At 47.7% G+C, this 26195-nt stretch carries 24 protein-coding genes and 2 pseudogenes; 8 read left to right on the top strand and 18 right to left on the bottom strand.

The window, feature by feature from the left end; genetic code table 11:
• Window positions 1-48: 48 nt before the first annotated feature.
• Together GA520_RS07385 and GA520_RS07380 are read right to left on the bottom strand one after the other, a co-directional pair.
• Window positions 49-645 (bottom strand): DUF2179 domain-containing protein, encoded by a 597-nt coding sequence (locus GA520_RS07385; RefSeq protein ID WP_163339496.1) that lies wholly within the window; start codon window positions 643-645, stop codon window positions 49-51.
• A 27-nt stretch (window positions 646-672) separates the two neighbouring features.
• Complete coding sequence (locus GA520_RS07380) at window positions 673-2505, bottom strand: SLC13 family permease (RefSeq protein WP_163339495.1); 1833 nt, start codon at window positions 2503-2505, stop codon at window positions 673-675.
• 600 nt (window positions 2506-3105) lie between these two features.
• On the opposite strand from GA520_RS07380, the gene GA520_RS07375 reads away from it, so the two are divergent.
• Window positions 3106-4473 carry a diadenylate cyclase gene (locus GA520_RS07375; RefSeq protein WP_304511306.1) on the top strand — a complete coding sequence of 456 codons (1368 nt, stop codon included), beginning with the start codon at window positions 3106-3108 and terminating at the stop codon, window positions 4471-4473.
• Between the two features lie 128 nt (window positions 4474-4601).
• Here GA520_RS07375 and GA520_RS07370 read toward each other — a convergent pair whose 3' ends face one another.
• The 10 genes and pseudogenes from GA520_RS07370 to GA520_RS07330 all read right to left on the bottom strand — a co-directional run.
• The gene (locus GA520_RS07370) at window positions 4602-5024 is read right to left on the bottom strand and encodes an ArsC/Spx/MgsR family protein (protein WP_163339493.1); all 423 of its coding nucleotides are present in this window, start codon (window positions 5022-5024) and stop codon (window positions 4602-4604) included.
• A gap of 657 nt (window positions 5025-5681) precedes the next feature.
• Window positions 5682-6068, bottom strand: coding sequence for a redoxin domain-containing protein (locus GA520_RS07365; protein ID WP_163339492.1), 387 nt, complete (start codon window positions 6066-6068; stop codon window positions 5682-5684).
• A gap of 12 nt (window positions 6069-6080) precedes the next feature.
• Window positions 6081-6329 carry a hypothetical protein gene (locus tag GA520_RS07360; protein ID WP_163339491.1) on the bottom strand — a complete coding sequence of 83 codons (249 nt, stop codon included), beginning with the start codon at window positions 6327-6329 and terminating at the stop codon, window positions 6081-6083.
• Between the two features lie 688 nt (window positions 6330-7017).
• Window positions 7018-7245: a hypothetical protein gene (locus GA520_RS07355; RefSeq protein WP_163339490.1), complete on the bottom strand. Its 228-nt coding sequence runs from the start codon at window positions 7243-7245 to the stop codon at window positions 7018-7020.
• A gap of 62 nt (window positions 7246-7307) precedes the next feature.
• Window positions 7308-7604 carry an isoamylase early set domain-containing protein gene (locus tag GA520_RS07350; RefSeq protein WP_163339489.1) on the bottom strand — a complete coding sequence of 99 codons (297 nt, stop codon included), beginning with the start codon at window positions 7602-7604 and terminating at the stop codon, window positions 7308-7310.
• Between the two features lie 68 nt (window positions 7605-7672).
• Window positions 7673-9235, bottom strand: coding sequence for a glycogen synthase (locus GA520_RS07345; RefSeq protein WP_163339488.1), 1563 nt, complete (start codon window positions 9233-9235; stop codon window positions 7673-7675).
• A gap of 19 nt (window positions 9236-9254) precedes the next feature.
• Complete coding sequence (locus GA520_RS07340; protein ID WP_163339487.1) at window positions 9255-10889, bottom strand: alpha-D-glucose phosphate-specific phosphoglucomutase; 1635 nt, start codon at window positions 10887-10889, stop codon at window positions 9255-9257.
• Between the two features lie 388 nt (window positions 10890-11277).
• Complete coding sequence (locus GA520_RS27120; RefSeq protein ID WP_370362751.1) at window positions 11278-11391, bottom strand: hypothetical protein; 114 nt, start codon at window positions 11389-11391, stop codon at window positions 11278-11280.
• A 250-nt stretch (window positions 11392-11641) separates the two neighbouring features.
• Window positions 11642-12493, bottom strand: a pseudogene (locus GA520_RS07335) (type I glyceraldehyde-3-phosphate dehydrogenase); the annotation flags it as partial.
• A pseudogene (locus GA520_RS07330) lies at window positions 12481-13023 on the bottom strand (class II fructose-bisphosphate aldolase); the annotation flags it as partial. The pseudogenes GA520_RS07330 and GA520_RS07335, both read right to left, overlap by 13 nt.
• Before the next feature lie 15 nt (window positions 13024-13038).
• Between GA520_RS07330 and GA520_RS07325 the strand changes: the two are divergent.
• A complete protein-coding gene (locus GA520_RS07325; RefSeq protein WP_240910211.1) occupies window positions 13039-13767 on the top strand; it encodes a substrate-binding domain-containing protein in 729 nt (242 codons plus the stop codon).
• A 169-nt stretch (window positions 13768-13936) separates the two neighbouring features.
• Here the strand turns inward: GA520_RS07325 and GA520_RS07320 are convergent, their stop codons facing one another.
• The 3 genes from GA520_RS07320 to GA520_RS07310 all read right to left on the bottom strand — a co-directional run bounded on the left by GA520_RS07320 (window position 13937) and on the right by GA520_RS07310 (window position 14872).
• Window positions 13937-14074: a hypothetical protein gene (locus tag GA520_RS07320; protein ID WP_163339484.1), complete on the bottom strand. Its 138-nt coding sequence runs from the start codon at window positions 14072-14074 to the stop codon at window positions 13937-13939.
• Between the two features lie 61 nt (window positions 14075-14135).
• Window positions 14136-14654, bottom strand: a complete 519-nt coding sequence (locus tag GA520_RS07315; RefSeq protein WP_163339483.1) for a ferric reductase-like transmembrane domain-containing protein — start codon at window positions 14652-14654, stop codon at window positions 14136-14138.
• Between the two features lie 2 nt (window positions 14655-14656).
• A complete protein-coding gene (locus GA520_RS07310) occupies window positions 14657-14872 on the bottom strand; it encodes a ferredoxin family protein (protein WP_163339482.1) in 216 nt (71 codons plus the stop codon).
• Between the two features lie 386 nt (window positions 14873-15258).
• On the opposite strand from GA520_RS07310, the gene GA520_RS07305 reads away from it, so the two are divergent.
• The 6 genes from GA520_RS07305 to GA520_RS07280 all read left to right on the top strand — a co-directional run bounded on the left by GA520_RS07305 (window position 15259) and on the right by GA520_RS07280 (window position 22820).
• Window positions 15259-15768, top strand: a complete 510-nt coding sequence (locus GA520_RS07305; protein WP_163339481.1) for a ferritin family protein — start codon at window positions 15259-15261, stop codon at window positions 15766-15768.
• Between the two features lie 202 nt (window positions 15769-15970).
• Window positions 15971-16906, top strand: coding sequence for an NADH:ubiquinone oxidoreductase (locus GA520_RS07300; protein WP_163339480.1), 936 nt, complete (start codon window positions 15971-15973; stop codon window positions 16904-16906).
• A gap of 76 nt (window positions 16907-16982) precedes the next feature.
• On the top strand, window positions 16983-18533 hold the full coding sequence (locus GA520_RS07295) for a nickel-dependent hydrogenase large subunit (protein WP_163339479.1): 1551 nt from the start codon (window positions 16983-16985) through the stop codon (window positions 18531-18533).
• Window positions 18530-18976 (top strand): hydrogenase maturation protease, encoded by a 447-nt coding sequence (locus tag GA520_RS07290; protein ID WP_163339478.1) that lies wholly within the window; start codon window positions 18530-18532, stop codon window positions 18974-18976. The genes GA520_RS07295 and GA520_RS07290 overlap by 4 nt, the downstream gene beginning before the upstream one ends.
• Window positions 18976-21804, top strand: coding sequence for a response regulator (locus GA520_RS07285; protein ID WP_163339477.1), 2829 nt, complete (start codon window positions 18976-18978; stop codon window positions 21802-21804). Before GA520_RS07290 ends, GA520_RS07285 begins: the two co-directional genes overlap by 1 nt.
• Before the next feature lie 17 nt (window positions 21805-21821).
• The gene (locus GA520_RS07280) at window positions 21822-22820 is read left to right on the top strand and encodes a diguanylate cyclase domain-containing protein (protein ID WP_163339476.1); all 999 of its coding nucleotides are present in this window, start codon (window positions 21822-21824) and stop codon (window positions 22818-22820) included.
• A gap of 110 nt (window positions 22821-22930) precedes the next feature.
• Here GA520_RS07280 and GA520_RS07275 read toward each other — a convergent pair whose 3' ends face one another.
• Genes GA520_RS07275 through GA520_RS07265 form a run of 3 tightly spaced genes read right to left on the bottom strand, consistent with a single transcriptional unit; the run spans window position 22931 to window position 26029 of the window.
• Window positions 22931-23851, bottom strand: a complete 921-nt coding sequence (locus GA520_RS07275) for a thiamine pyrophosphate-dependent enzyme (protein ID WP_163339475.1) — start codon at window positions 23849-23851, stop codon at window positions 22931-22933.
• Window positions 23844-25094, bottom strand: a complete 1251-nt coding sequence (locus GA520_RS07270; protein ID WP_163339474.1) for a pyruvate synthase — start codon at window positions 25092-25094, stop codon at window positions 23844-23846. The genes GA520_RS07275 and GA520_RS07270 overlap by 8 nt, the downstream gene beginning before the upstream one ends.
• The gene (locus GA520_RS07265) at window positions 25091-26029 is read right to left on the bottom strand and encodes a 2-oxoacid:acceptor oxidoreductase family protein (protein WP_163339473.1); all 939 of its coding nucleotides are present in this window, start codon (window positions 26027-26029) and stop codon (window positions 25091-25093) included. The genes GA520_RS07270 and GA520_RS07265 overlap by 4 nt, the downstream gene beginning before the upstream one ends.
• Window positions 26030-26195 lie beyond the last annotated feature (166 nt).

Genomic DNA, 26195 nt, shown 5'->3' with positions numbered 1-26195 from the left:
TTCCGGTGTGAGGAACATGGGTGTTTTAAGATGGAAACCAGATAGGAACTATTTACGGTTATGTCTTTGACGCCACCCCCCAAGAGGAGTCATCACAGGCTTTAAGATTTTACTCACATCCCTGGCTTGTTCAATTACATAAAAAGCATTCTTGTCGATCTCAAATACCTGAGGAATCATCCATTTCAAATCGCGCCGACGACACGCCAGATACAACTCCAAGACAGGTCCATCTTTTCCTTCACCTTCAAATGTGGTTACCGGCTGGCCCTTGTCACGAAATGCTTTAGCCAGCTCCTTGCCACTTGTTAGTGAAAATATCTTGAGAATGATCATTCCGAAGGCTAACCGTTTTTCTACTTTTATACCAACTACGTTTCCGGTCGCATAACCAAGAGAATAAAATATCACAAGTACCGGCATATCTTTGACCTGAGTTATTACCGCACTAACCACAGTAATCCAGATTGTCACTTCAAAAACTGCCAGGAAGAATGCTATTGCCGTTCTTCCCTGGACAGTCACAATAGTTCTTACAGTGCCAATAGAAACATCAAAAATACGGGCAACAAATACCGCAAGACCTGCCCAAAAAACAGTTGGATCAGTTATTGATAAAAGGTCTGCAAAATTTGGAAATGTCATCTGTTTCCTTTGTCAATTTTTTGTTATTCAGTTCAGGTAGAGTAACCAGACCAGGGTAATTGAGATACACATGGAAAAGAGCAGTAAGGGTATACCTATTTTCATGTAGTCCCGGAATCGGTAGCCACCGGGTTCCCGGACAACCATATTTACAGCTGATCCTACAGGGGAGATAAAGGCAGCCGAGCAAGCTATAGCAACAATCATTGCACAAGCCTGTGGGGAAATATTGAGCTTGACTCCAATGTCAACGGCAACAGGAGCAACAAGTACGGCTGCCGGAGTATTCGAAATAAAGAGTCCTGTAAAAACAGTGACCAAAAATATCCCGGCCAAGACAACCAGTGAATGAACCCCTCCAAACGTCTGTAGCATAAAATTTGAAACCAATGTTGACGCACCTGTCTTTTGAAGAGCTAAGGCCAGCGGGAGGATTCCTGCTATAAGAAAGACTGTTTTCCAGTCGATTGTTTTGTAATAAGTATCCATATTTACACAGCGAAAAAAAATCAGAGCTGCGGCTGCTCCCAGTATTGCAATTACATTGGGCAAAATATTAAAAACCATCAGGAGAACCATCACCAAGAGAACCCCCACTGCTAAGGTGGCCTTATTCCCCCCCGGGACAACCTCGCGTAAATCATGTGGTATTGTCAGTAAAAGATACTGGTCCCGAAAATCCTTAAGTTTCAGGATATCAACCCAGGCACCGCTGACAAGTAACACATCTCCAAACTGCAAAGGGAGATCTGTAATATTCTCAGTAATAGTTTCCCCTCGTCTTCGTATCCCCAGAACCATGCAGCGAAAAAGCGTCTGGAAGGAGATCTCTTTTACCGACTTCCCTATGAGATTTGAATCCGGTGTGAGCATTACTTCAGCAGCACCAATAACCTGAAAAAATGCTTTAAGGGTCTCGCCATCTGTAGTAATTGCCTTTCTTTGTAATTTGAATGCGGAGATAAACTTATCAATATGCTCGGGGCGTGACACTATTACGAGTACATCTCCCGCTTTTATTACAGTTTCAGGCCTGACCACGCTTATTTCTCGTCTGCCTTTGACAAATGTCTGCAACCCTATCATCTTAACGTGGTAATTTTTCCTCAATTGCAAACGGATGAAGGCACGATCAGCCATTTTAGAGTCAGGGGGGACCATTAACAGGTAGATATCTTGCTGCATTTTATAGTGCTGAATAAGATCACTGATCGTGCGACCATCAATTTTTTGCGGGACATGCATTTTTTTGTCCAACAGCCGGCGTCCTATGACAATCATAAAGAAGATCGAAACAATTAAGACCGAAACCCCAATAGGAGTAAAACTGAAAAATGACAACTTTTCCAATCCTTGTGCACTTAAAGCATTGTTGACAACAATATTTGGTGATGTTGCAACGAGTGTCATCATCCCGCTAATGAGTGACCCTACCGCCAGCGGCATGAGTAGCCGTCTGTGATTTAGATGGGCTTTATGGGCTACAGCTATTGCTACAGGAACAAATATGGCAACCGTTGCAGTAGAACTCATAAAAGAACCGACAAAGCAGGACGCTGCCATAAGCAAAGTCATAAGTTTTGCTTCGTTTGTCCCACCATGTTCAATAATTTTTTCCCCTAAACGCTGAGCAATACCCGTGAAAACCACTGCCTCACTGATTATGAACATGGCGGTTATGATTACAACCACAGGGTTAGAAAAGCCGGAAAGAGCCTCAGGGATAGACAGCACCCCGGTAGTCATCAGTACCAAAATGATAAGAAGAGCTACCTGATCCCCTTTCACATAATTGGTTACCAGCAAAAAAGAGGCGACAACAAAGGTTAACAGGGTTATCAGCAAGTCTGTGTTATGCATTGAAAAAAACGAATCAACCAGAAATTTAAAGGATATTCCTTGTTCGCAGCTGTCAACAATTTCGGTTCATACCCATATGCATACCCATATGGAGTTGCGGGAAGGAAACTTGACATGCGTCAATTTGTTCGGAGTCTAGTAAAACAGGACTGGAGGTCTCAGCCATATCCAAGTAATTACTTTACCATGCTTTTGGGATCAAAGGCGTAACTTGTCCAAGTGTATCATTAGGAGATGATCCACAATTTGCTTGTCGTGAGTATTACATCTTTTCTGTATATCTGAATATATATATCACAAACTTGATATGATTTTTTCCCTTCCTAAACCTCAGATTATGTTTGCAATCTTGACTTTGAAGTTCTAAGAATTGATAGTTCATGGAATCAGGTAGGAGCGCGTTCTGAATAGTCTCAAATTTATGCGTTTCAGCTCTCGCCCCTTATAAATACACCTTTTTTTAAACACCACTTCAAATGCTGATAGCAACAAAATATTTTCAGTTCAAAGTTAAGGTATGCGATGAATACAACCAATATTCTCTTTCTCCAACTCCTCTCATGGCAGGCTCTTCTTGATATTGGAATCATTACAGCCAGTTTGTATTTCCTGTACCGGACACTAGCTAAGCTTGGTACCTGGAAGATTTTTGTCGGCATATGTTTTGCTTTTCTCGTTTTTGTATTAGCCAGCCTATTGAACCTTGAAGGAGTTGAGTGGATTTTCCGTAATATCAGCCATGTCGCGGTACTCGCAATGATCGTGATTTTCCAGCCGGAACTGCGCAAAATTTTCGAGAAAATTGTTTCACTATATGGACGAAGGAAACTTGGCAATCAGCGCGCAACATCCGAAATCATTGCTGAGACCTTATGGAAGTTGGCCAAAGTCAAATGTGGCGCGTTAGTGGTAATCCCAGGTAAAGAGTCCATTACTGATAAAATTTCAGGCGGATACACCCTGAACGCCAATGTGAGTGCACCTATCATCCAATCTATTTTTGATCACCATTCTCCTGGACATGACGGTGCTATGGTTCTTGAAAGTGACAGAATATCCAGCTTTGGAGTTCGGTTACCGATCTCGCAGTCGGGAACATTAGGAGATGAGTATGGAACGAGACATCATGCCGCCATGGGTATTTCAGAACAGTCTGATGCAATGATACTCTTAGTTTCTGAAGAAAGAGCGGCTGTCTCAATGTTTTCAAATGGCAAAATGAGGCCAATGGACTCTCCTGCAAGCATTGTCGATGCTATCAATAGTCACAATCAGCGGATAGGGTTTCTAGGGGCTGTTTATGAAAGTGGAACAAAAATCAAGACAATTGCGCAGATAGCAACGTGTCTTGTAATAGCCACAATCTTTTGGTCTTCACTTGTCGTTGTAAATCAACAAATCATAGAAAAACTCATAACGGTCCCGGTTGAATACACCTCTCCCAACACTGGCCTTGTATTGGTCGGAGAGAAAGTCAACGAGGTAAAAGTCCATCTTACCGGTACGAAATCAGATTTAGATAATTTATCGACATTTGCCCCCCGCGTAACAGTTGTTCTCAACGATATGAGTGAGGGCGAGAGGGTCGTGTTGGTAACAAAGGAAAATCTGAAATTGCCCAAAAACATAACCATTCTTGACGCCGTGCCAGCTGCTCTGGAGGTTGTATTGGCAGAGATTGTTCAAAAGACAGTACCAATTGTGCCGCAGCTTGTGGGCAAAATACCTGAAGGGAAAAAAATCAAAAATATCAAAATTGAGCCGGATACTATTCAAGTCCTAGCGCCCCCTGACAGGAACGGGATCAAAACAGTCAATGCGTCAACCACGCCAGTATACCTCAACTCTATTGAGTCTACGAGCGTTATATATTGTAAAATTATTGCCCAGCCATCTATGCAGCCAGTCGATAAAAAGTGGCCGGATGTTAAGGTAACGATTGAACTCGAGGAATATAAGACACAATAATTAAGTTCACGACTTATGGTCATCTTGGGACATCCAGTTTCAAGTCAGGTTTCAAGTGTTGCAATAGAGCCATGAAACTCTGATTTTCCACACCACGCTCATGTTATGAATAACCGGAGAAAAGGACTTTACTTTTTGGAACGATCATCACAGGAGATCGTCTGTAGATTTGGGCAGGTAATGACATCCTCCTCTCCACTCCATGAACCGAGGTAAGGGATAAGGAGTTTATTAGTAAACCCCTGGAGTGACAGACCATCAACTCGAATGAGCGGTCGCTTGATAAGTATTGGATTTTCGATCATGAGAGACACGGCCTCATCAAAATGCAAATTGGCCGGCAGAATCTCGCCTTTCTTAATAGCAGGTGCTGTATGGTTCATGATTAAGGAAGGGTCTTGAACAGCAAAAAAAGGTACAAGTTCTTCACGACTCCATGGGTGTTCCAATATATTTATACATTCAAGATCATTTCCTGCCTCGGTCAGGATACGTTTCTGCTTTTCACCATTGATGCAGCCAGGTTTTTCAAAAAACTGGATAAAAGCCATATAGACTCCTTTCATTATTACATTTGGAATTGTCAATTATCGAGGTCATCAATCTTTATCAGATTGCACTAATTCTTCCGGGCGCCCGTGCCAACTGCATGCGCCACACCAGATATTCTCCATGTCAACATCTCCTTCAATCCCGGACGTGTTTGATGATTCGAGAACATGCACGACCCGTCCTGATTCAACTTTAAAAATCGTACTCGGGCCAATCTTAGAAGATCGAAAATATCCTGACCCACAACTCGGGCAGATATACTGGGACATTAGTATGTTCCTCGTATTGATTGTTGGGAGCCTTGAAAATCAGTGTTCTTTCAAAGCCACCTGAACTCAGCCTTATTATACAGACGTCTCGTTACCAAATGTAGCAATACAAGTCTTACGCCAGTTAAGAACTATTCAGGCATGCATTGTGAAATCAATAGGTTATGATCAGAAGTACTGACATGGTCTTTAGACAACTTATTTCATAAATGAAAGAAAACGACAGATATGACAGGGTAATCCTTGATGACAGAAAGAGCTTAAAGACTCCCCGTTCATGTTGGGAGGGTAATTATAAACTTTTCAGAGAAAAGCTACATTACCATTAACCTGTTAGCCACACATGAACGGTTGGGCCACTCAGACCCAACAGTTCATGGCAAGTGGTTAAACAAGTGATTTCATAATTTCTACAATTTCTGTTGGCTCCGGCCTGACAGTATGGTCTGGATGCACTTCGGTGTTTCTTATAACACCAGTGCTATCTATGATAAATCTTCCGGACATAGGAAGCTTCCAGGAGTCGTTACCATTGAACCGTTCGAGATCAATGCCGAAACCGTTATACACTTCCTTCAGTTTTTCAGGGAGGGGGAAGACCAGATGTAATTTATCGGCATATGTGTTGTCTTTATCTTCAAGTACAGGAAAAGTGAGATTATGCTTTTTCACCACCTGTTTGGTATATTTATTCAGCTGAGGGGAAATGGCAATGATCGAACCTCCCAATTCCTGTACCTGACCGTAAACTTCTTGTAGAGCTTCCAGCTCCACATTGCAATAAGGTCACCAGACACCCCGATAAAAACTGACGGCAAGAGGCCCTCTGGCAAGAAGATCCTTTGAATTGACCAGATTTCCTTTTTCATCAGGAAGCGAAAACCCGGGCAGCTTTTCACCCACCTTTATAGTCTTATCAGCAATTCCGGATTGTACCAGGTCTTCGGTTGCCCGAGACAGAATCGCAGCTTTTTCAGGTGGCATTGTTGCCATGGACTCCTGCTTCATTGCACTAAGTTTGTCCTGTAGTTTCATTTTAGTCTCCATGTCATATAGAAAACTGCTCGCTTCAACAACTGGAAGATGCCGATTTAATAGTAACCATCTTCTCATCACCTTTCAGATATGTTTTGGTAAAAAGGACAGCCAGCTGTCTTACTTCTCTGAAGAAATCCTCGAGTTTGCCTGCCCCACAGTCTCCGTCAGATGCTACTCCAGCCGACACGAAGTTCTGTGCTGATAAGGAATACAGCACATATCATTATAGAAACATCAAGAGGTTATGCACCAGACAACACATTCCCATGTTTTATCTCCCATTGATCTTCCTTCTCATCATTTGCATGCACGATGTGTCAATACTGCATGCTCGAAATCCACCGATCTGGAACCCTGCACCTCTAACACGCAAAACCGTTATAAGGATCGGAATCCTTCTACTCTATAGAGTCCGTAAACAGCATGGCCGATACAACAAGGGAACGTAATGCTCCCCCCTCTGCAGCAATTCAGAACCTGAAAAATCTGGAAGATGAGATAAGGCTCCGAGGGGGGAGAGTTTCAGGAAGGAAACTGACCAGTTCCCATCCTAAAGCTGCCCTTTTGGTCAATATCTTCGTTATGCTCAAATTTTTATCTTAGGAATATCAATTATATGCCTACGGTAAAATTTTCAACATGCCTCGATCTAGACCAAAACGCCTAGTTTTAGGAAGGAAACTGACTAATTTTTCAAGATGGACTCAAGCCTCAAATCATGGATCGGCCCACTCCAGACACAACCGCTACAGTGAATCTGCCAGATATCAATATCGGATAGAACTTCATCAAAAACTTGATCCGGATCAGCGATAAACACGCCAGTATCGCTTACAGTAAAGACTACTTTATCACCATTGAACGCCGAAAAGAAAGAGGTTGCCCCACACGAAGGGCAGCTACGATAATCCACAACTTCACCTATATAAAAAGACTCTTTGTATTAAACACCGAAGAACAGCACAAAAACAGCACTTAGACAGTTACAACTGAATTCTCCCCCCCAAATGGATTGGCAACATGACCGTCTGCCTTTTCGTCATTACGCCAGATACCCCCGTCAAGCACATAGAGGAATTGATGAGAAGTTCCGGTCTTTAAGGAAAGGGTTGTTGAAAAACTCCCGTTTTTTAGTTTTTTCATGGGAGTTTCCTGCAGTGACCAGTTATTAAAATCCCCGACAAGTATTGCACTTTCGCAACTATCCGGATTCTCACATTTAAACGTGACACGGCATATTTTCCCGGATTTTGAGTAATTTTTTATGAACATTTTTTATGAAACAAAATCTCTGTCATTTTTGGGCTTACGGCCTCAGTATTTTTTTGGGATATGGTTCTTTAACTACGATATAAGAGTTTAACATACTCCTTTGCCACTGAACTCCACAAGAAGCGCTCCCTGGCTGCCTGCTTGGATATCACTTGCCACTGCTCAAGTTGAGAGTCATGTATCCCAATGACTTCTTTACATCTTTTCAACATATTCATGGCTTGCGCTATCAAACTGTTTCCTGAAAACACAAAACCATTTTCATTGTGTTTCACCGTATCTCGCAAGCCGCCAACACCATGAACCAGGCATGGTTGGCCTGCCCTCATTGCCAACATCTGACTAATCCCACAAGGCTCAAAAGAGCTGGGCATTAAGAATAAATCTCCTCCTTCATAGAGTGCATTGGCCAGGGATTCAGAATAGCCTCGAAGGAAAATAAAATTAGCTTTACGGGCGGCTACTCGAGTAAGAAAGAGTTCCAGCTCACGATCACCACTCCCAAGCATCAGAAAAATGCCATCTTCACCCAGCATATCGAGTAAATGTTCCAACGCTGATTGACCATTTGCCATTTCCTGGCAGAGTATCAGGACCTTCTGTTCTGTAACGCGCCCAACTGATGTGACCACGAAAGGCTGATGCGAAGAGTCTGCTCTCAAATACCTGGTCAGGTTTTGCAAAGGAACAAGGTGAGCACTTTCCACACTAGGTTGAGCAGCAATCCATGTAAGCAGTTCCCTCTCACACTGCGAAATAAGCTCGGATAAGGATCTCACCTGGTTTTGTTTCGGCGGGTAATCACACCCATTGAGAATTCCATACAGCCGACTATCCTCAGCTGCCTGTTGTAAATCCTTTTCAAGGCCTTCACCGCCGAAGTACCCTTGATCATGGTTACTGGATGTTATAATTTCCGTAGCATATGAAGGTGATACTGCATGAACTTTTCGGCAAAGGTTCAAACCGCTTCGCATTAAATTGATACAGTGGCTTACTCGTGGATCGTGAATCGGCCCATGGTCATATTTAAGATTTGGAAACCATGCCTCCAATGAAGACTCATCCCCTGATAACGGCCGTATGCCCTGAAGGGCCAGGTTATGTATAGTGAAAACTGAATGGATCCTCTGTAATTTATGGTATTGGGGATCAAAGGCCAGAAGTATTGCAACCATCGCGGCATGCCAATCGTGCAGGTGAAGCACATCCGGTTTGCCAAAATGTTCATCGGCTATTGCTTGACAGACTGCGGTGCAAAATAAGGCAAATTTGGTGGCGTCAGTAGCAAATGGTCGGTCTGCAGGGTCATCACAATAGATAGCCCCACCGCCCTGCCCTGCAAACAGCGGATGTTCGAGAACCCAGAGCAACACATTATGATGAGGAGTTTTTGCGGGCACTGTACATATAACGACTCTTTCTGTCTTGCCTGCAAACAGAACTTCCACTGAACCCCGAAGTTCAGCACCAGGTAGCCGGGAGAATACACCATAATCTGGTGTAATCACATTGACCCTATGCCCCTGATCTCCCAATGCCGGAGGGATATCTCTGACCACATCTCCAATACCTCCAACCTTGCCGCCAGGAAGTGCATCATTTTCAGATGCTACCATTACAATATTCATGTCCTTCAATGACTCCGTATCAGGTGATGACATCCGGCGCTGAACGCCCAGTCGATCGTGTAATGTCAGCTATCAAATCAGCAGCGTTTATAAGATTCGTCAGAGCATGCTGTGGGTCCTGGTCTACAAGATCGGGGTCATCCTGATAGCAATCGAAATAGACACGAAGGGTCGCTCCCTCAGTTCCGGTGCCGGACAAACGAAAGACGATTCTTCCTCCATTGCTCAAATAGATCCGTATTCCCTGGGTAGTGGATGTACTATGATCAACCGGATCTTGATAGGCAAAGTCATCTGCGGATTCAACACGTAAACCAGCAAATTCCTGTCCCACCAGGTCATAGAGAGTATTGCGAAGGCGTACTATTAACTTGTTTGCATTCTCACTGTTGACCCCTTCGTAATCATGCCGTGTAAAATAATCCCGGCCATATAGCTGCCAATGTTCGCGTACTATCATGGCAACGGGTTGCTGCTTCACTGCAATCAGATTCAGCCAGAAAAGTACCGCCCAGAGGCCATCTTTTTCACGTACATGGTCTGAACCTGTACCAAAACTTTCCTCGCCACACAGGGTGATTTTGCCGGCATCGAGCAGGTTACCAAAAAATTTCCAGCCAGTAGGTGTTTCATAACATTTTAGCCCCAAACCATCGGCAACACGATCTGCTGCCCTGCTGGTTGGCATTGAGCGGGCAATGCCCGCAATACCGCCACTATAACCTGGGATCAATGTTGCATTGGCAGCGAGTATTGCCAGGCTGTCACAGGGATTAATATAAAACTCCTTCCCCAGAACCATATTGCGGTCACCGTCTCCATCTGAAGCTGCACCAAAATCTACAGCATCGTCACCATATAAACGGGATACAAGCTCATGGGCATGAACCTGATTGGGATCAGGATGTCCGCCACCAAAATCAATCAGTGGAATCGAGTTGATGACCGTACCCTTTGGTGCCCCAAGTCTATTTTCCAGTATTTCGATGGCATAAGGTCCTGTTACGGCGTGCATGGCATCAAAGCACATGCGGAATTTCCCGCCAGTCAATAATGACGACATGGCAGGGAAATCAAATATCGATTCCATTAAGTTGGCATAGTCAACTACCGGGTCAATGATCTCAATTTCAGTATCACCCAGCAGCAGACTGCCCAGCGTATCCAGATCCAACGGCTCTGCTTCAACTGTTAAATATTCCGTAATTTTCAGAGACTGCTGATATATCTCATTGGTCACATTCTCGGGTGCAGGACCACCATTGGCCGAATTATATTTTATACCGAAGTCCTCCGATGGGCCACCCGGGTTGTGGCTTGCAGATAATACTATTCCACCAAAGGCCTGATACTTACGAATCACGCAGCTTACCGCCGGTGTTGAAAGAATGCCGCCCTGGCCCACCAGCAGTCTGGAAAAACCGTTGGCTACGGCCATACGAATTATAATCTGGATTGCCTCACGATTATAATAACGGCCGTCCCCACCGATAACCAGGGTCTGCCCTGAGCACGGACCAACAGCAGTAAAAACTGACTGGACGAAGTTTTCCAGATAATGGGGTTGTTGAAATTCAACAACCTTTTTCCGTAATCCGGATGTCCCTGGCTTCTGGCCGACAATTGGTCGGGATGCAACGATAATGCGTTTCATGATTCTCTTCCTCTTGTTATTAACGATCTCTACACTTGATCATGACCCCTGTAATTTTACGAGACTGAGAAAGCTGTCGGTTTCTAACCTGAATATTTCATCAGGTCGGGCCACCTGATTTGAAGTTTTCAACCGTGTATCATAGTAGCCTATATGTATTGTTAAAACACTGAAGAAGATGGCTTCGCATGAGCTGCCCCTGGTGAGCATTATGACAGATTGGGTGATAGAAACTTAAATACTGAATGCATACAATAAGTTGACTCAACACCAAATCAATCCATTTCTCCTAGGAAATTCTGGTTAGAGCTGAAGAATAACAGACGCCCCACAGGGTCATCAATCATGGAATCACCGGGGCTTTTATTTCCTCTCCTGCTACCTGAAACTACGATTCAACTTCAAGCATTATAGTCGCTATGGGAGGCAATACCAACGTTAAAGACCGTGACCGTCCATGCATGGGCATTGGCTCAGTGGCTTGCCCTCCGAAATTGCCCACGCTGCTTCCACAATAACACGTAGAATCACCAGGAGGCTATCCGAGAATGCACTTTCCACCCATGTCCTTATTTTTAAGCCTTTTTAACCGCTTGAAGGGGCTCAGTCAGAATACCTATTGGGTTCAACTTAACCAGTTCCCATCCTAAAACTGCCCTCTGGGTCAATATCTTCGTGTGAATGGAGTTGAGGCATAAAAAAAGCCCCGGCTTCAGCCGGGGCTCCACCTTCTTATAGTCACGATTTTACGTTTATTTTATCAACCTTCCCAAATGATTTAATGTCCTGATTAACTGGCTGACATAGCTCATTTCATTGTCATACCAGGAAACAACTCTCACCTCATAAATATTGGTTCCACAACGTTGTGCAAGTGTCTGGGTACAATCGAAAAGCGAACCATAGCTCATACCAATTGTATCGCTTGACACCAACTCCTCGTCAGAATATCCAAAAGACTCATCTGCAGCCTTTTTCATTGCCTCATTAATCCCCTCAACACTTACGGAATCTGTCTCATCTTTTAACGTAGCATCAAGAATAGTAATGGAACCGGAAGGAACGGGAACACGTTGCGCGGATCCGATCAGCTTCCCGTCAAGTTCAGGAATAACAAGACCGATCGCTTTAGCAGCACCGGTTGAATTTGGAACAATGTTAATTGCCCCTGCTCTCGCACGACGAAAATCACCCTTACGGTGCGGCCCGTCAATAATATTCTGGTCCCCCGTATATGCATGAATCGTTGTCATGAAACCTGTACATAATTCACGATAATCATTTAGAGCCTTTGCCATTGGAGCAAGGCAGTTGGTGGTACAGGATGCGCCAGAGACTATGAGATCATCATGTTTTAATATATGATGATTCACGCCATAAACGATGGTTGGCAGATCATTGCCGGCGGGAGCCGAAATAAGAACCCTCTTGGCACCTGCATCAATATGCGCCTGGCTTTTATCTTTTGAACAGAAAAAGCCGGTACATTCTAAAACAACGTCCACCCCAAGGTTACCCCAGGGAAGATTCTTCGGATCCGGATCCTTATATACTCGTATCTTCTTGCCATCAATGATAAGAAAGTCCTCATCACAATCGACGGTGATACCGAAGAGGCACCGTGTAACACAATCGGATAGCCAGGCAGAAGTCTCTCAATCTCCTCCAAAATATCAAAACGTAAAGATGGTGGTTCTTCACCAGGCAGAAGCTTAAATTTATGGGCTCCGTGGGAGGTGCCGATGGAGATTGCCAGGCTGTCGACTCCGGTCTTTGAGACAAACTCTTCCACCTCCTCTGGCCGGGTATAATGACTCACCTTAGAAGATACTTCATCTTCGACACCTGCAAGAACGCCCAGTTCTCCTTCGACGGTTACACCTTTTGAATAGGCATACTCCACTACTTTTGCAGTGAGTTTGATATTATCCTTAAAGCAATGGTGTGAGCCGTCAATCATGACCGAGGAGAAACCGCTGTCAATACAATCCTGAACCAGCTCAAAACTGTTCCCGTGGTCAAGATGCAAGGCTATGGGGATAGTACTGCCCATTCTCCGGACCATGGCCACAGCCCCTTCAACCATATACGGCATCATCACAGGGTCAGCGTATTGCCTGGCGCTGCCCAGGAACTTGACTATAATGTCATGCTGTGTAACACCGATGAAGATCCGGACAAGGAAAAAAAGTGTCTCGATCTGCTTCGTGTGGAAAATGTTGCCGGTATTATCATCTCACCAACCAAGAAAGGTGTGGCCAATTTTACCGAGACCTATTCACTCAATATCCCCATAGTCATGATCGACCGTCATGTCAGTAATTTTGATGTGGATAACGTGCTGATTGACAATGTTTCGTCGGCCCATACTATTATCACTCATCTGCTTGGGCATGGGTATCGGCGTATAGCTGGTATTTTCGGCTCAGAAAGCACCACGGGACAGGAACGCCGTGACGGCTTTTTAAAAGCACACAAAGATAAAGATATAAAACCAGCCCACGACTTAATAAAATACGCAGACCCAAAAGAGGATGACGGTTTCAAAACGGCCATGAAACTATTTGGTTTAAGGGATCGACCCGATGCAATTTTTACCAGCAACAGCTTGTTGGCATCCGGCGTACTCCGGGCTATCCGGCAAAGTAAACTCCAAATTCCGACAGATATCGCGGTTGCCAGTTTCGACGATACCAGCTGGGCAAAGCTGATTGAACCAGCCCTCACCGTTATTGAGCAACCCACTTATGAAATAGGTCGTACCGCTACGGAAATGCTCATTAAAAGAATTAATGACCCGACCCGATCCAACCGTGAGGTCGTCCTGAAAACAAAGCTCATCGTCCGCCAATCCTGCGGCTGTCCGAATAATAAGTAAAGATTCCTTAAAAAATATAAACGATTCGATTCCTCAGCCTACAGCACCCATGCCAGAAGCAGCTTTGTCCTTAAGCTGAGGATGACGCGAATGATTAGATTACCAGCTGAATAAATCGGTGTTATAGGAAAACATGAGCCTGACCTGGTGCTCATCATAGCTGTCTGTCTCACGATCCGAGTCTTGAACATATAACATCAGCTGTGAGCATACCGCCAAGATGATACTCATCGAGATCGTCATCGGATGTATTCTCCGTTTCAAAGACACCGCGCACATAATGTGCGTATCCTTTTACTGTCCACATTGAACTCAACTCGTGGGATAAGGCCATGTTAACGTTATATTTATCATAATCCTGGTAGGTCTCACTTCTGGTTGATCGCCAGGATTATAAAAAGTAGTGCCAAAACACCGTGAAAAATCCTCCATTTTCGATACGTTAGAGGCAGTTTTTTACGAAATAGTGATGTCATCCCTAAGAGGAACATCAGCAACCAGAAGCTGATACCAAGCACAACTCGCGGAGAATTAAAGGCGGTAATAATTGTGACAAACGCTTCCATGCTGTCTATTCCCGCTTCGAAGTATCGTGGCACAACGATCAGAAAGGGATGAACAAGAAGAACCGACAAAAAGACGTAATCTAGAAACGTGTGGATTCTCTTTATACTGTTCATTCTATAGCCACTTAACATCGTACGGTTGATGCGGGTTAAAAAGAACTGGCCCAGCATCTGGCAAAATGCCAGGATGGTTAGAATCGAAATCGCTTCCCTCAACAGGGTACGCCTGGGAACCCCCGATGTTGCATAGAGAAGCATTGGCACACCGATAAACAGGATTACCAACTGTACTATGCCGCTATGTCGAGTTTGCTCATTCATAATCATCCCCACGAAACAATTACCGGGATCGTTTTTTCCGGTGAAATAGTGATTGCGTCAACAGGACAATACATCCTGCACAAGTGACATATCTGGCAGTCGGCCGGATACTTGATAATTGCTTTTCCTGTTTTGATATCCAGCCGCAAAACATCAGTCGGACAGCTCTTTATGCATGTCCCGCAGCCGATACAGCCGCTAATCAATTCAATTGTCATCTTTGTTTTCCTCTGCTTTGAACGTTCTCTGTCCTGCTGTCAATAAGACAGCTGACAGCTACTCCTGGCATCCCCGATACAACCCCAGGGTTTGCCGATCATGGTGATGAAAGTAATAGCGCTGCAATATGCAACAAATGAGAAGGAATTGTGGAATTGAAAAAATGCCGCTTTTTGAAACCCAAGTGGCCTTACTATGAATGGAGGTGGCATGTCCAGTCTTGGTAAATGGTGAATAGACAAAGGAATGAAAGTAGAGAATCCTGGATTGTTCCCAAGAAAAAAGATACCCTGAACTTGATGCTTTGCTTTCGGTTTAGGAATTTAGCTTCTGCTCACCAATCTGGAGTTATTATCTGGATATTTAGCATAAAAAGGAGATCAGCATGGATTCAGTAAAAATTTTCACGACAGCACTTGAATATGAAATAAAAATAAGGGATTTATACCTCTCAGCAGCCAAAAAGGTAGATGATGAACGAGGCAAAAGTATTTTCAGTGCGCTTGCTGATGATGAACAGTCACATGTCGATTTCCTCCACTACAGCCTTGAACAGTTGCGCGTACATAAATCTATCGATCCGGCCCGCTTGCAAACTGCAATTCCTGACCGTGTTTTGGTCGAGAGCAATATCAAAAAGCTGGAGGCGGATATACCCGCACAAATGCTGGGTGATATAAAAATTGTACTGGACAGTGCCCTCAAACTTGAGAAAGAAACCTCCGCCTTTTACCGTGAAGCCAGAGATAAAACAGAAGGTCCTATACGTGAGATATTAAATAAGTTTTTCGAAATTGAAGAAGGCCACGTAAACGTCGTCCAGATCGAACTTGATCATGCTATGCATAATGGTATGTGGTTCAACTTTATGGAGATAAATCTAGAAGCGGAGTGAGAAGCTGGTTTCGGTACGATCAATACTGTTTCCAATAGTCAATGCAAACTCACTGGATGTTTGCTACAGGACCGTCGCCGATATTGACATAACCAATCAGATCCCTGATAATGCGTGGTGAATGTCAATCCGAAATCTAGAATTTTCTGTATGTTCACGTGATTCACTCACTGGAACATAATGACGACCACAGGAGAGAAAGGTGAAGACAGCGTACTGGTTGCAGGGCGGTGGTTGCGGTGGTGATACATTCTCATTTTTAAGCAGCGAATATCCTGACATTATCGAACTATTCAGGACGCTGGATATTCAACTGCTCTGGCATGCTTCGCTCTCCAACATATCTCCTCACGACCATGAACAGCTGCTGAGCGCGATCTTTGACGGCAGGCAGCCTCTGGACATTCTGCTTGTTGAAGGCTCAGTCATCTGCGGGCCTGCCGGCACAGGCATGTTCCACACCAAGGACGGACACCCAAAGAAAGAACTGGTGTACAATCTTGCTTCTCAGGCCCAGGTAGTAATTGCAGTCGGGACCTGCGCCTCTTTCGGCGGCTTTGGCACCGATGATATCATTGAAGCAAAAGGGCTGCAGTTTACCAAAAAGGAACACAGTGGTTTTCTCGGTAAAGAGTTCACTGCCAAGTCGGGCCAGCCGGTGATTAATCTGGCCGGTTGCCCCTGCCATCATGACGTTATCGCCGGCGCAGTCATCTCCGTCGCCAATAACGTAACACTTGAACTGGACAGGTACCAACGTCCACTCGAATGGTATGGTACCACTGTGCATCAGGGATGCACCCGCAACGAATATCACGAATACCGGGTCGAAGAGTCAGACTTTGGTGAAATCGGGTGCCTCTTTTTCCATATGGGCTGTGCCGGCCCGCTGGTGCCGGGTCCATGCAACAAGCTATTATGGAATCAGCACTCATCAAAGCCTCGGGCAGGTGTGCCGTGTTTCGGCTGCACGGATCCGGAATTTCCACAGAAAACTCCTTTTTTCCAGACACCCAACATTGAAGGAATTCCCCTCTCGCTACCCATGGGCGTCAACCGTGCCCATTATATGGTCTATAAGGGTATGGCCGCCGCTGCGGCACCTGAGCATCTTAAAAAACGAAGCTCAAAAGTCTAATGGCAAACAGCAGACACACCGATATATCACCAACTGAGCTGAACCACTTTTTTTCAACGTACAGGACATTGTCGATATGGTGAAGACAACCAAAGGCATCAATATCCCTCTCAACCGGGCCGAAGGCGATCTCGAAATAAGGGTCGAAGTTGAGAATGGTGTTATCACAGAGGCCTGGAGTTCCGGCACCATGTTTCGAGGATTCGAAGGCATGATGCAGGGCCGGGGGGCACTGGACGGGCTTGTCATCACTCCAAGAGTTTGTGGTATCTGCAGCCTGACTCATCTCACTGCAGCAGCAGGAGCACTCGATGCAGTCGCCGGCGTCACACCTCCCGACAACGCCCACCGTCTTCGTAACCTGGCTCTGATGGTCGAGACCATACAAAGCGATATCCGTCAGGCTGTGCTGATGTTCATGACCGACTTCGCCAATCACAACGCCTATCACGACCACCCCTTGGGTGAAGAAGCTCACACGCGTTACAGCCCATTGACCGGAACTGCTGCAATTGAGACAATCCGTGAAAGCAAGAGACTGCTGCAAGTAGTGGCCATCATCGGGGGGCAGTGGCCCCACACCTCGTTTATGGTGCCTGGCGGGGTAACATCGATTCCCGAGATCTCCAAAATTTTGCAGTGCCGAATTATTATCGACCGGTTCCGCGCCTGGTATGAACGGTGCATTCTCGGTTGCTCCATCGAGCGGTGGCAGAGTATCTGCAGTGAAGAGGAACTATATGCCTGGCTGCAGGAGAAAGAGTCACACCGTGAAAGCGAGGTCGGCTTTTTCCTTCGTTTCGCCAGGCAGGCAGATCTTCATACTTTTGGTAAAGGCCCTAACCGTTATCTCTCCTTCGGCAACTATCCATTGCCCACAGAAACAGATGTACAGGGTCACGACGGCAGGCTGAACAGAGCCGGTTATGCCAACGGCATTGAAACTTCCACCTTTGATCCGAACAGCATCACCGAGGATCTCTCTCACTCCTGGTACGAGCAGGGAAAAGAACCTGAACACCCTTCTACCGGTCGAACAATACCGTACGCTTCCGGGCTGGGTGGCAAGCTCTACTCCTGGATCAAGGCACCCCGATATGACGGCGAAGCTGTCGAAACCGGCCCCCTGGCAGAGATGATTATCGATGGCAACCCATTATTTACTGATATGATCAGGCAAAACGGCCCCAATGTCCTGGTCAGGGAACTTGCCCGCCTTGTCCGCCCTGCGTATCTTCTCGACCCAATGTCTATCTGGGGCAACGAGCTGCAGGTGAGACGCGAAGAGAGCTTCTACCATTCGGTGACTGCCATTCCGGATGGAGAAGGATCCGGCCTGATTCAGGCTGCCCGTGGCGCGTTGGGTCACTGGCTGAAAGTTGAGGATGCCAAAATAGTTCACTACCAGATAATCACCCCTTCTGCCTGGAACGGTTCCCCTCGGGACGCAAGTGGCGCCAGAGGCGCCTGGGAAGAGGCACTGATCGGTACGCCGATTAGCGACATCCGGAATCCGATAGAGGCAGGGCATGTGGTCAGATCATTTGACCCCTGTCTGGTCTGCGCAGTCCACTGCCTGGAAAAGGGCAAGAAGACCGGGGTCCTGAAGATGGGGCTCAACCGTTGAATGTTTCCATCATCTGCATCGGCAACCGGTTTGTTGCCGGAGACGAGGCAGGCCTCCTCGTTTTCGACAGGCTCCAGGCTCTGCCTGAACTGCCAGCAGGAATTGCCGTGGTAGAAGGCGGACTGTCCGGCCTCAATCTTTTACCTTTCCTGGAAGTTGGCGGTAGAGTGGTTTTTGTCGATGCGGTAAAAGGTTTCACCAACGTAGATGGAGTTGTGATACTTGATCAAGAGGAAATACAGACCAGCAGCGACCAGATGCATTTTGACCATGGAGCAGGGTTACCGTATGTCCTGACAGTGCTCCCTCAGGTCTGCGACGGAGAACTCCCTGAAGAAATTTTTCTTGTCGGCGTTGAAGGTGCATGCACTACACAGGTTATCGAACAGGCCACTACCCTGACGATCAAGGTCGCGACTCACGGTTTGAAGGGGCTTCGGTGATGGAAAAGACTCGACGTGAAATGCAGCTCGAAATCGATATGCTGCGAAACGAGATCAAGGTTGCCAGGGAGGCTTCCGAAATAACAGCCGACTTCGTGGTCAAGCAGTTCGAACAGACCGAGCAGATGCTGCATCGGTTCCAGAGCGCTGACGCGGAACGACAGGCTGTTCTTGACGCCGCCACCCAGTTGTCCATCATCGCAACCTACCTTGACGGCACTATTCAGCTGTTCAGCACCGGGGCCTCAACCCTGCTCGGTTACAAACCGGCTGAAATGATTAACAGCCGCAATATCCTGTCATTGCATCTCCCGGAGGAACTTGACCAATACGGCAGGAAGATGAGTGGTCTCGACGAATCAAATCTCAGTGGAATGGCGGTTTTTGACCAGTTTGTCAAACAGAAATACAGCCGCGCCCGGGAATGGGTCTATGTCAAAAAGGATGGCAGCCACCTGCCGGTAAGCCTCTCTGTGACCAGCCTCTATAATCCGACCGGACGGGTCGTTGGCTACCTTTTTGCCGCCATGGACATGACCCGCCAAAAGCAGATGGAGAGCGAGCTTATCCAGGCAAAGGAACAGGCAGAAGCGGCTAATGTTTCCAAAGGAGACTTTCTTGCCCGCATGAGCCATGAAATCCGGACGCCAATGAATGGCGTAATCGGCATGGCCTCACTGCTGCAGAAAACCCCCCTTGAACCCAAGCAGCATAACTATGTGCAGAAACTCCTTACTTCCGCCAATACCCTGCTCAGGTTGATCAATGATATTCTAGATTTTTCGAAGATCGACGCTGGGAAGCTGGAACTCGAGGAGGTGCATTTCAACCTTGAGGAGGTTTTTGGCAATATCACCAATACAGTGGGACTGCAAGCCGAGAAAAAAGGATTGGAGTTCCTGGTCCAAATAGCTCCCGAGGTACCCTTGCAGCTGATAAGCGATCCTTTACGTCTTGGACAGGTCCTGATGAATCTGGCTGGCAATGCAGTCAAGTTTACCGAACAGGGAGAAATCGTCCTATCAGTAGACCGCGTTAAAAAGGATGAAAACAGTATTACTCTACGTTTCTCAGTTCGGGATACCGGCATCGGCCTGCAACAGGAACAGCTCGACAACATCTTTGAAGCGTTCAGCCAGGCTGACGATTCCATCACTCGCAAATATGGTGGAACCGGGCTCGGCCTCGCCATCTGTAAACAGTTGACCGAATTGATGGGCGGGGAAATCTGGGTGGAAAGCGTGGCTGGAAAAGGAACCAAATTTTTCTTTACCGTGCGGGCAAGAATGACTCATGACACCACCATGCAGCGACACTACTCGCCCCAGTTTTTCCAAGGGCTCCGAGCCCTTGTTGTTGATGATAACACAACCGCCCGGGAGGTTCTCTCCTCCATACTGACATCTTTTAAAATGACTGTGGATACTGTCGCCGACGGCCACGCAGCTCTCGCCTTGATGGAGCAGGCTGCAGAGCAGGAAAATCCGTACGATGTCATTTTGCTTGACTGGATCATGCCGGGAATGAACGGCATAGAGACGGCACGGCGCATCAAAGCGAAATCCGCCTTCGCCAAGATACCGGCAATGCTGATGGTCACAGCCAACGGCCGTGAAGAAGCCTTTATCGAAGCTGGCCGGGTGGGCCTTGACGGTTTTCTGCTCAAACCGGTGTATGCTTCGGTTATGTATAATACCCTGCAGGATATTCTCGGTCTGACAACAGCCTCCAAGCCCTATACCGCCAGGAAAAAAGATCAGCTTACCGCGCTTAAGAAGATCCGGGGTGCCCGGATACTGTTGGCAGATGACAACAGTATCAACCAGGAAGTGGCCACCGAATTCCTTAAAGACGTCGGCATGGTCGTCACTGTAGTCTCTCATGGTCGCGAATGTTTGAACGCCCTGTCCTGCGGTTCCTATGATCTGGTGTTGATGGATATTCAAATGCCGGTTATGGACGGCCTTGAAGCTACCAGGCGAATCCGTAAGGACTGCCGGTTCAGGGATCTTCCTATCATTGCCATGACGGCACATGCCATGGCGGGCGACCGGGAAAAATGCCTGGATAGCGGAATGAACGGGCACATCACCAAGCCCATAAACCAGGATCTACTCTACCAAACCCTCATGCAATGGGTACCCAAACGGCATCCGGAGAAAATCGGTTTGCAGCACTCTGTGGAGTCAACCACAGCCACAACAGAGGAACAGTCTTTTCCGTCTCTGCCCGGCTTAGACCTCTCATCCTCCCTCGCGGCCTTAGATAATAAGACTGGTCTCTTTCTGAAAATCCTGCAGGACTTCAGAAAATCCTACACCTCGCTTCCGGCTGTCCTACGGGATCTGTCCGGAGCCGGCAACTGGTCTGAGATACAGGTCAAAGCGCATACGGTAAAAGGGGTTGCCGGGTATATCGGCTCTACCTCACTGCAGAAGACTGCATCAACCCTTGAGGATGCTATTGCCAATAATCGACAACAAGAAGCGGTTCCTCTTCTTGCCGATTTTATAGGAGACCTTGAAGAGACCCTCGACTCACTTACAAAACTTCCAGAATGCAAAGATGATCAACAACCAGCGAAGGCAGTCATCACTGGCGATGAAGGCACGACTCCTACTCCTCAGGCCAAAGAATCACTTCGCCTCCTCATCGACCAGCTGCATCGGGGGGAGGTAACCGCGGAAGAGCAGATCGAAAAAGTAAAGGAACATTTGGCAGGAACCGGAGTTGATGGAGAACTCATGAGGATTTCCGGCCTGATTGATGACATAGAATATCTGAAAGCTGCGGAATTTGCGGAAAACCTCTTGACTCATATGAGCTAAAAACGACAGAATTGAGTATGCGTAAAAAAGAAAAAGCACGGATTCTGATCGTTGATGACGAGAAAATCAATCTCAAGATACTCGCCAGTCTCCTAAAAGACGAATACCTGCCGATACTTGCCCGAAACGGTGAGCAGGCATTACAGCATGCTTTCAGCGACTTACCGCCAGACCTGATTCTTCTTGATGTGGTCATGCCGGAGATGGGTGGATATGAAATTATCAAAATACTGAAAGATGATGAGCAAACTAAGAATATACCCGTTATTTTTGTAACCGCTCTCAACTCGATCGAGGACGAAGAGCGAGGTCTGCTGCTGGGAGCGGCAGATTACATTATTAAGCCCTACTCCCCGCCTATTGTCAAAATGCGCCTTCGCAACCAACTGCGCATTGTGCATCAATACAAGCTTCTCGATCAGCTAGCCTATCTTGATGGTTTGACCGAGATATCCAATCGACGACGATTTGAAGAGGTTTTCCAGAAAGAATGGTCACGCTCATCCCGTAACGGCAGCCACTTCTCCCTGGCGATGGCCGACGTTGATTACTTTAAGCAGTATAATGATCATTATGGTCACGCCATGGGTGACACTGGTCTGCAGAAAATTGCCAAGGCCCTGGACGGCGTTCTGCGGCGACCAGGCGACCTGATCGCCCGTTACGGTGGCGAGGAGTTCGTCCTGCTGCTGCCGGAAACGGATATGTATGCCGCACAGGAAGTCGCACAGCGTTGTCTGAAAGAAGTCAACGATCTCAAAATCCCGCACAAATATTCCCTGGTTGCGAATCATATCTCGATCAGTCTCGGGATAGTTACCAAAGACAATGATACTATCACCTCACCCCAGGATTTTGTCATGAACGCCGACAGGAACCTGTACCTCGCCAAGGAAAACGGACGAAACCAGATCGTCGCAAGCATGATCGGTGACAACCGTTTACTTTTTCACTCAGCCTTTGCCGAGAGTGAAGTACCCCACGCTCCGTCACCACCTAAGCAAACCACGGAATAATAGGTGCCGTTCAAACCACATTCCTCTTGCATGTCCCTGCTCAATAGTCTCTTTCTGGTTATCACCGTCATGGAACTGCATACACGGTAGCGGCGAAAGCGTGAATAATCTCAGATCGTCGCGGCTTCCTGCCAATATCTGTCGATAGTTTTCTGAATATTCCCCAGAACGGCCTCTTGTTTTTGCGGCTCAAAAAGGTGTCTGAAACGGCCCTGTTTTTCAAGGTAGGATTCTGCCGGCAGCAACTGCCTGAAGGCCTTGGTATGGCGTACTTTACCGTCGGCGAACTCTTTCAGTGGCCATACTCCGGTACGTACCGCCATCTTGCCGATAGTCATGGTTTCCTTGGGATCGAAATCCCAGCCAGTAGGACAGGGGGCCAGGGTGATAATAAAGCGCGGCCCGGAAATCGACTTGGCTTTTTCTATTTTCTGTGCCAGGTCGAGCGGTTCAGAACCTATGGCCGTTGCGACATAGGCGGCACCGTTGGCTGCCAGGATCGAAAACAGATCCTTTTTGAACCCCTTGTGTCCGTATGTGCATCTGCTCGTTGCGGTCCTGGCGGCGTGAGGCGTTGCCGCTGAGTACTGTTGGCCTGTGTTGCCATAGCCTTCGTTGTCGTAAATAATGTAGAGGTAATCGAGACACCGGTCTATGGTGCCGGAGGTGGCGGAAATGCCCATGCCGTAGCCGCTGCCGTCACCTGTGAGAACTACCACGTCGAGGTCTTCGGCGACCTTGATTCTGCCTTTGTCCATAAGAATATCCAGTGCGTCCCGTACTCCCTGTGCACCTGCCGGGGCCGCGCCCATGGCGGTGTAGAGCCAGGAACCGGGGAATGGCGTGAACGGGTAGACCGACAGCAGAGTCATACAGCCAGCGGCGTTGACAAAAATTGTATTTTCGCCGAGGACATCATAAGCGATATGGATCGCCTCCAAACCGCCGCATCCGGCGCACATCGGCGTGCCGGCGCTGAGCAGGTGGCTTTTGGGAAGGTCTTTCAGGCGTTGAAATGCAGTTTCAGTCATGATGCACCTCCTCAAAAGGAATGCGGACTCCGGCTATTGCCTGGAGCTTGCGCATCTCCATCATCTCTGTTTCGGTGTAGAGCAGCCGGGGTGGTGGTGTGACGCCATTGGCCGCGCTGTCCCTCAGCGTTTTGGCAATTTCAAAGAGCTCCTCAAACGGCAGATCCCGGCCCCCCAGGCCTCCGATAAAGCTGGCCAGGACCGGTGGAGCTCCTGGTTTCCCATAAAGAGCGGAAGCGAGTTCGGTGTACAGGACACCGCCCTTGCCCATGGAGATGTTCTGGTCGATGACCGCGATCGCTCTCTTGTTCCTGGTTAGCGCATAAATCCGCTCAGCGGGAAACGGACGCAACATATGGGGGCGAATGAGTCCGATCTTCCAGCCCGCTTCACGTAAACTGTTCACCGCTTCTTTCCCCTTGGTGGCAAAAGAACCGATCATAAGAAAGAGATATTCGGCATCTTCGTGGCAGTATCCTTCAACAGCATCGTAACACCTGCCAAAGGTTCGGGCAAATTCACCGGCAATCTCTTTGTAGACTTGCAGTCCTCGCTGTGCAGCCAGGTGCTGGCTGTAGCGGAAATAGGAATACGTGGAGCCGCCAAGCACGGCCGAGGCATGACTCAGTGGTGCACCGGCCTTGAAATTGATTGATCCGGAGTCAAATTCACCCACAAAGGCACGGCTCGCTTCACTATCAGGAATGGCCACCGATTCCCGGGTATAGGAGAGGTAAAAACCATCGAGGTTGACAATAACCGGCAGCCTGATTTCCGGATGTTCCGCCAGCCGGTAGGCCATGAGGATTGAGTCGAGCACTTCCTGGCACGTGGCGCAGTGCAGCTGCAGACAGCCGGAATCCCGAGCGGCCATGATGTCGTTATGGTCTGATTCCAGGGTAAGTGGCGCGGCAAGCCCTCTGGAAACGTTGGCCATGACAAAAGGCACACGCCAGCCCGCCACCGTATAGATGATCTCCATGCCATGCAGCAGTCCCTGGCTTGAGGTGGCGGTGAAAGTACGGACGCCGGTTGCTGCGGAGCTCCCTGCCGCGGTCATCATGGAATGTTCCGATTCGAGCGTAACAAGCCTGGCGTCAAGGTCACCGTTGTCTATCCAGTATGCCAGGGTCTCCAGGATTTCGGTCTGCGGAGTAATGGGAAAGGCCGGAATATAATCGATAGCGGCAAGCCGCGCACCCCAGGCCGCCGCACCATTGCCGGTTAACAGAGTTCGTTTCATGACGGCACCTCCTGTAGTGTAACCTTATCCGCGTCCTTCTCCGCTATGGCAAGAATAGCATGCGAAGGGCACTGCATCACACAGACCATGCAGCCCTTACAATGGTCGTAATCAATCGTAGTATAGCGGTTCTCGGTGACCGAGATGGCGCTGTCCGGGCAGAAGGTGGAACAGATCCACCAGCATTGACGGCATTTGTCATATTGAATGACGGGCCGCATAGTTCGCCAGAGCCCGGTCTTGACCTTGTGACTGGTGCCGCCACCGTATATGGCCGGGGCACTGATCGCTGCCGGTTCAGCAACCAGTTCGAGCCATTTTGGTGGCTGATACTCCATGGCCCTAAACGGGGTGCCTTCCTCTACAATAATGTCATGTTTCGCCAGCAGGGAAAAGCTGGCGCCCGCGTGATCGATATTGGTGGAGATAGTAAGAGATGAGCGGTCCGCCATTTCCTCTTCAATCGCTGTTTTCAGGGTGGCCTGGTCAATGATGCCCGTCAACCGGGCCGCTCCACCCACGCAGCTCACCCCGGCGTACCGGCGCTGCAGCGGATCGGCCGCCTGTTTGTCAACGGGGATGGTGAGCAATCTGTTTTCAAGGTTCAGCCTGTGCTGCCAGCTCTTTTCGTCGGTGTCTGAGTATAACAGGAAAATGGTCCGATCCGTTATTCCTGCCAACACTCCTGCCGATGGCAGGCTGATAAGGCTGTCGTCAGCGACGACCACGAGGTCCGGGTGCTGGATAATGCCCCGTTCGTTGATCGCTGTTCGTGCCGCCCGGACATAGGCGAAGATAGGGGCACCGCGGCGTTCCGCGCCATAGCGTGGAGCATCCTGCACCTCGTATCCTGCAAGAAAAAAAGCCCGGCCAAGAATGCGGCTGGCAGTTTTCAGGCCTTGGCCCCCCCGTCCATGAAAACGAATGCGATACATAATCACACCTCCCCATGTTGGTAGGATTCGGAACCGTGGGTAACTTCTGCCGGAGGTCTCCGGGTTCCGGTACTCGGTCCCGTATCAATCTGTAAAGACGTTCCACGACTCGCTCTGTTCAGATGCTCCCAGTATTTTTATTATACCATTTTTGTCCAGGTAATAG

This window comes from Desulfopila sp. IMCC35008 (genome assembly GCF_010646885.2).
GTDB lineage: Bacteria > Desulfobacterota > Desulfobulbia > Desulfobulbales > Desulfocapsaceae > Desulfopila.
The sequence above is the reverse complement of the archived record's forward strand: the minus strand, read 5'-3'. Positions and strand labels throughout refer to the sequence as shown.

What these genes read in the sequence shown, in the direction of transcription:
- GA520_RS07295 (WP_163339479.1), top strand. Translation starts at nt 16,983, where the DNA reads ATGGTGAAGACAACCAAAGGCATCAATATCCCTCTCAACCGGGCCGAA.
- GA520_RS07385 (WP_163339496.1), bottom strand. Translation starts at nt 645, where the DNA reads ATGACATTTCCAAATTTTGCAGACCTTTTATCAATAACTGATCCAACT.
- GA520_RS07280 (WP_163339476.1), top strand. Translation starts at nt 21,822, where the DNA reads ATGCGTAAAAAAGAAAAAGCACGGATTCTGATCGTTGATGACGAGAAA.
- GA520_RS07320 (WP_163339484.1), bottom strand. Translation starts at nt 14,074, where the DNA reads ATGTGGACAGTAAAAGGATACGCACATTATGTGCGCGGTGTCTTTGAA.
- GA520_RS07305 (WP_163339481.1), top strand. Translation starts at nt 15,259, where the DNA reads ATGGATTCAGTAAAAATTTTCACGACAGCACTTGAATATGAAATAAAA.
- GA520_RS07350 (WP_163339489.1), bottom strand. Translation starts at nt 7,604, where the DNA reads ATGTTCATAAAAAATTACTCAAAATCCGGGAAAATATGCCGTGTCACG.
- GA520_RS07345 (WP_163339488.1), bottom strand. Translation starts at nt 9,235, where the DNA reads ATGAATATTGTAATGGTAGCATCTGAAAATGATGCACTTCCTGGCGGC.
- GA520_RS07370 (WP_163339493.1), bottom strand. Translation starts at nt 5,024, where the DNA reads ATGGCTTTTATCCAGTTTTTTGAAAAACCTGGCTGCATCAATGGTGAA.
- GA520_RS07340 (WP_163339487.1), bottom strand. Translation starts at nt 10,889, where the DNA reads ATGAAACGCATTATCGTTGCATCCCGACCAATTGTCGGCCAGAAGCCA.
- GA520_RS07310 (WP_163339482.1), bottom strand. Translation starts at nt 14,872, where the DNA reads ATGACAATTGAATTGATTAGCGGCTGTATCGGCTGCGGGACATGCATA.
- GA520_RS07275 (WP_163339475.1), bottom strand. Translation starts at nt 23,851, where the DNA reads ATGACTGAAACTGCATTTCAACGCCTGAAAGACCTTCCCAAAAGCCAC.
- GA520_RS07380 (WP_163339495.1), bottom strand. Translation starts at nt 2,505, where the DNA reads ATGCATAACACAGACTTGCTGATAACCCTGTTAACCTTTGTTGTCGCC.
- GA520_RS07285 (WP_163339477.1), top strand. Translation starts at nt 18,976, where the DNA reads ATGGAAAAGACTCGACGTGAAATGCAGCTCGAAATCGATATGCTGCGA.
- GA520_RS07360 (WP_163339491.1), bottom strand. Translation starts at nt 6,329, where the DNA reads ATGAAACTACAGGACAAACTTAGTGCAATGAAGCAGGAGTCCATGGCA.
- GA520_RS07265 (WP_163339473.1), bottom strand. Translation starts at nt 26,029, where the DNA reads ATGTATCGCATTCGTTTTCATGGACGGGGGGGCCAAGGCCTGAAAACT.
- GA520_RS07315 (WP_163339483.1), bottom strand. Translation starts at nt 14,654, where the DNA reads ATGAATGAGCAAACTCGACATAGCGGCATAGTACAGTTGGTAATCCTG.
- GA520_RS07325 (WP_240910211.1), top strand. Translation starts at nt 13,039, where the DNA reads ATGCTGTGTAACACCGATGAAGATCCGGACAAGGAAAAAAAGTGTCTC.
- GA520_RS07270 (WP_163339474.1), bottom strand. Translation starts at nt 25,094, where the DNA reads ATGAAACGAACTCTGTTAACCGGCAATGGTGCGGCGGCCTGGGGTGCG.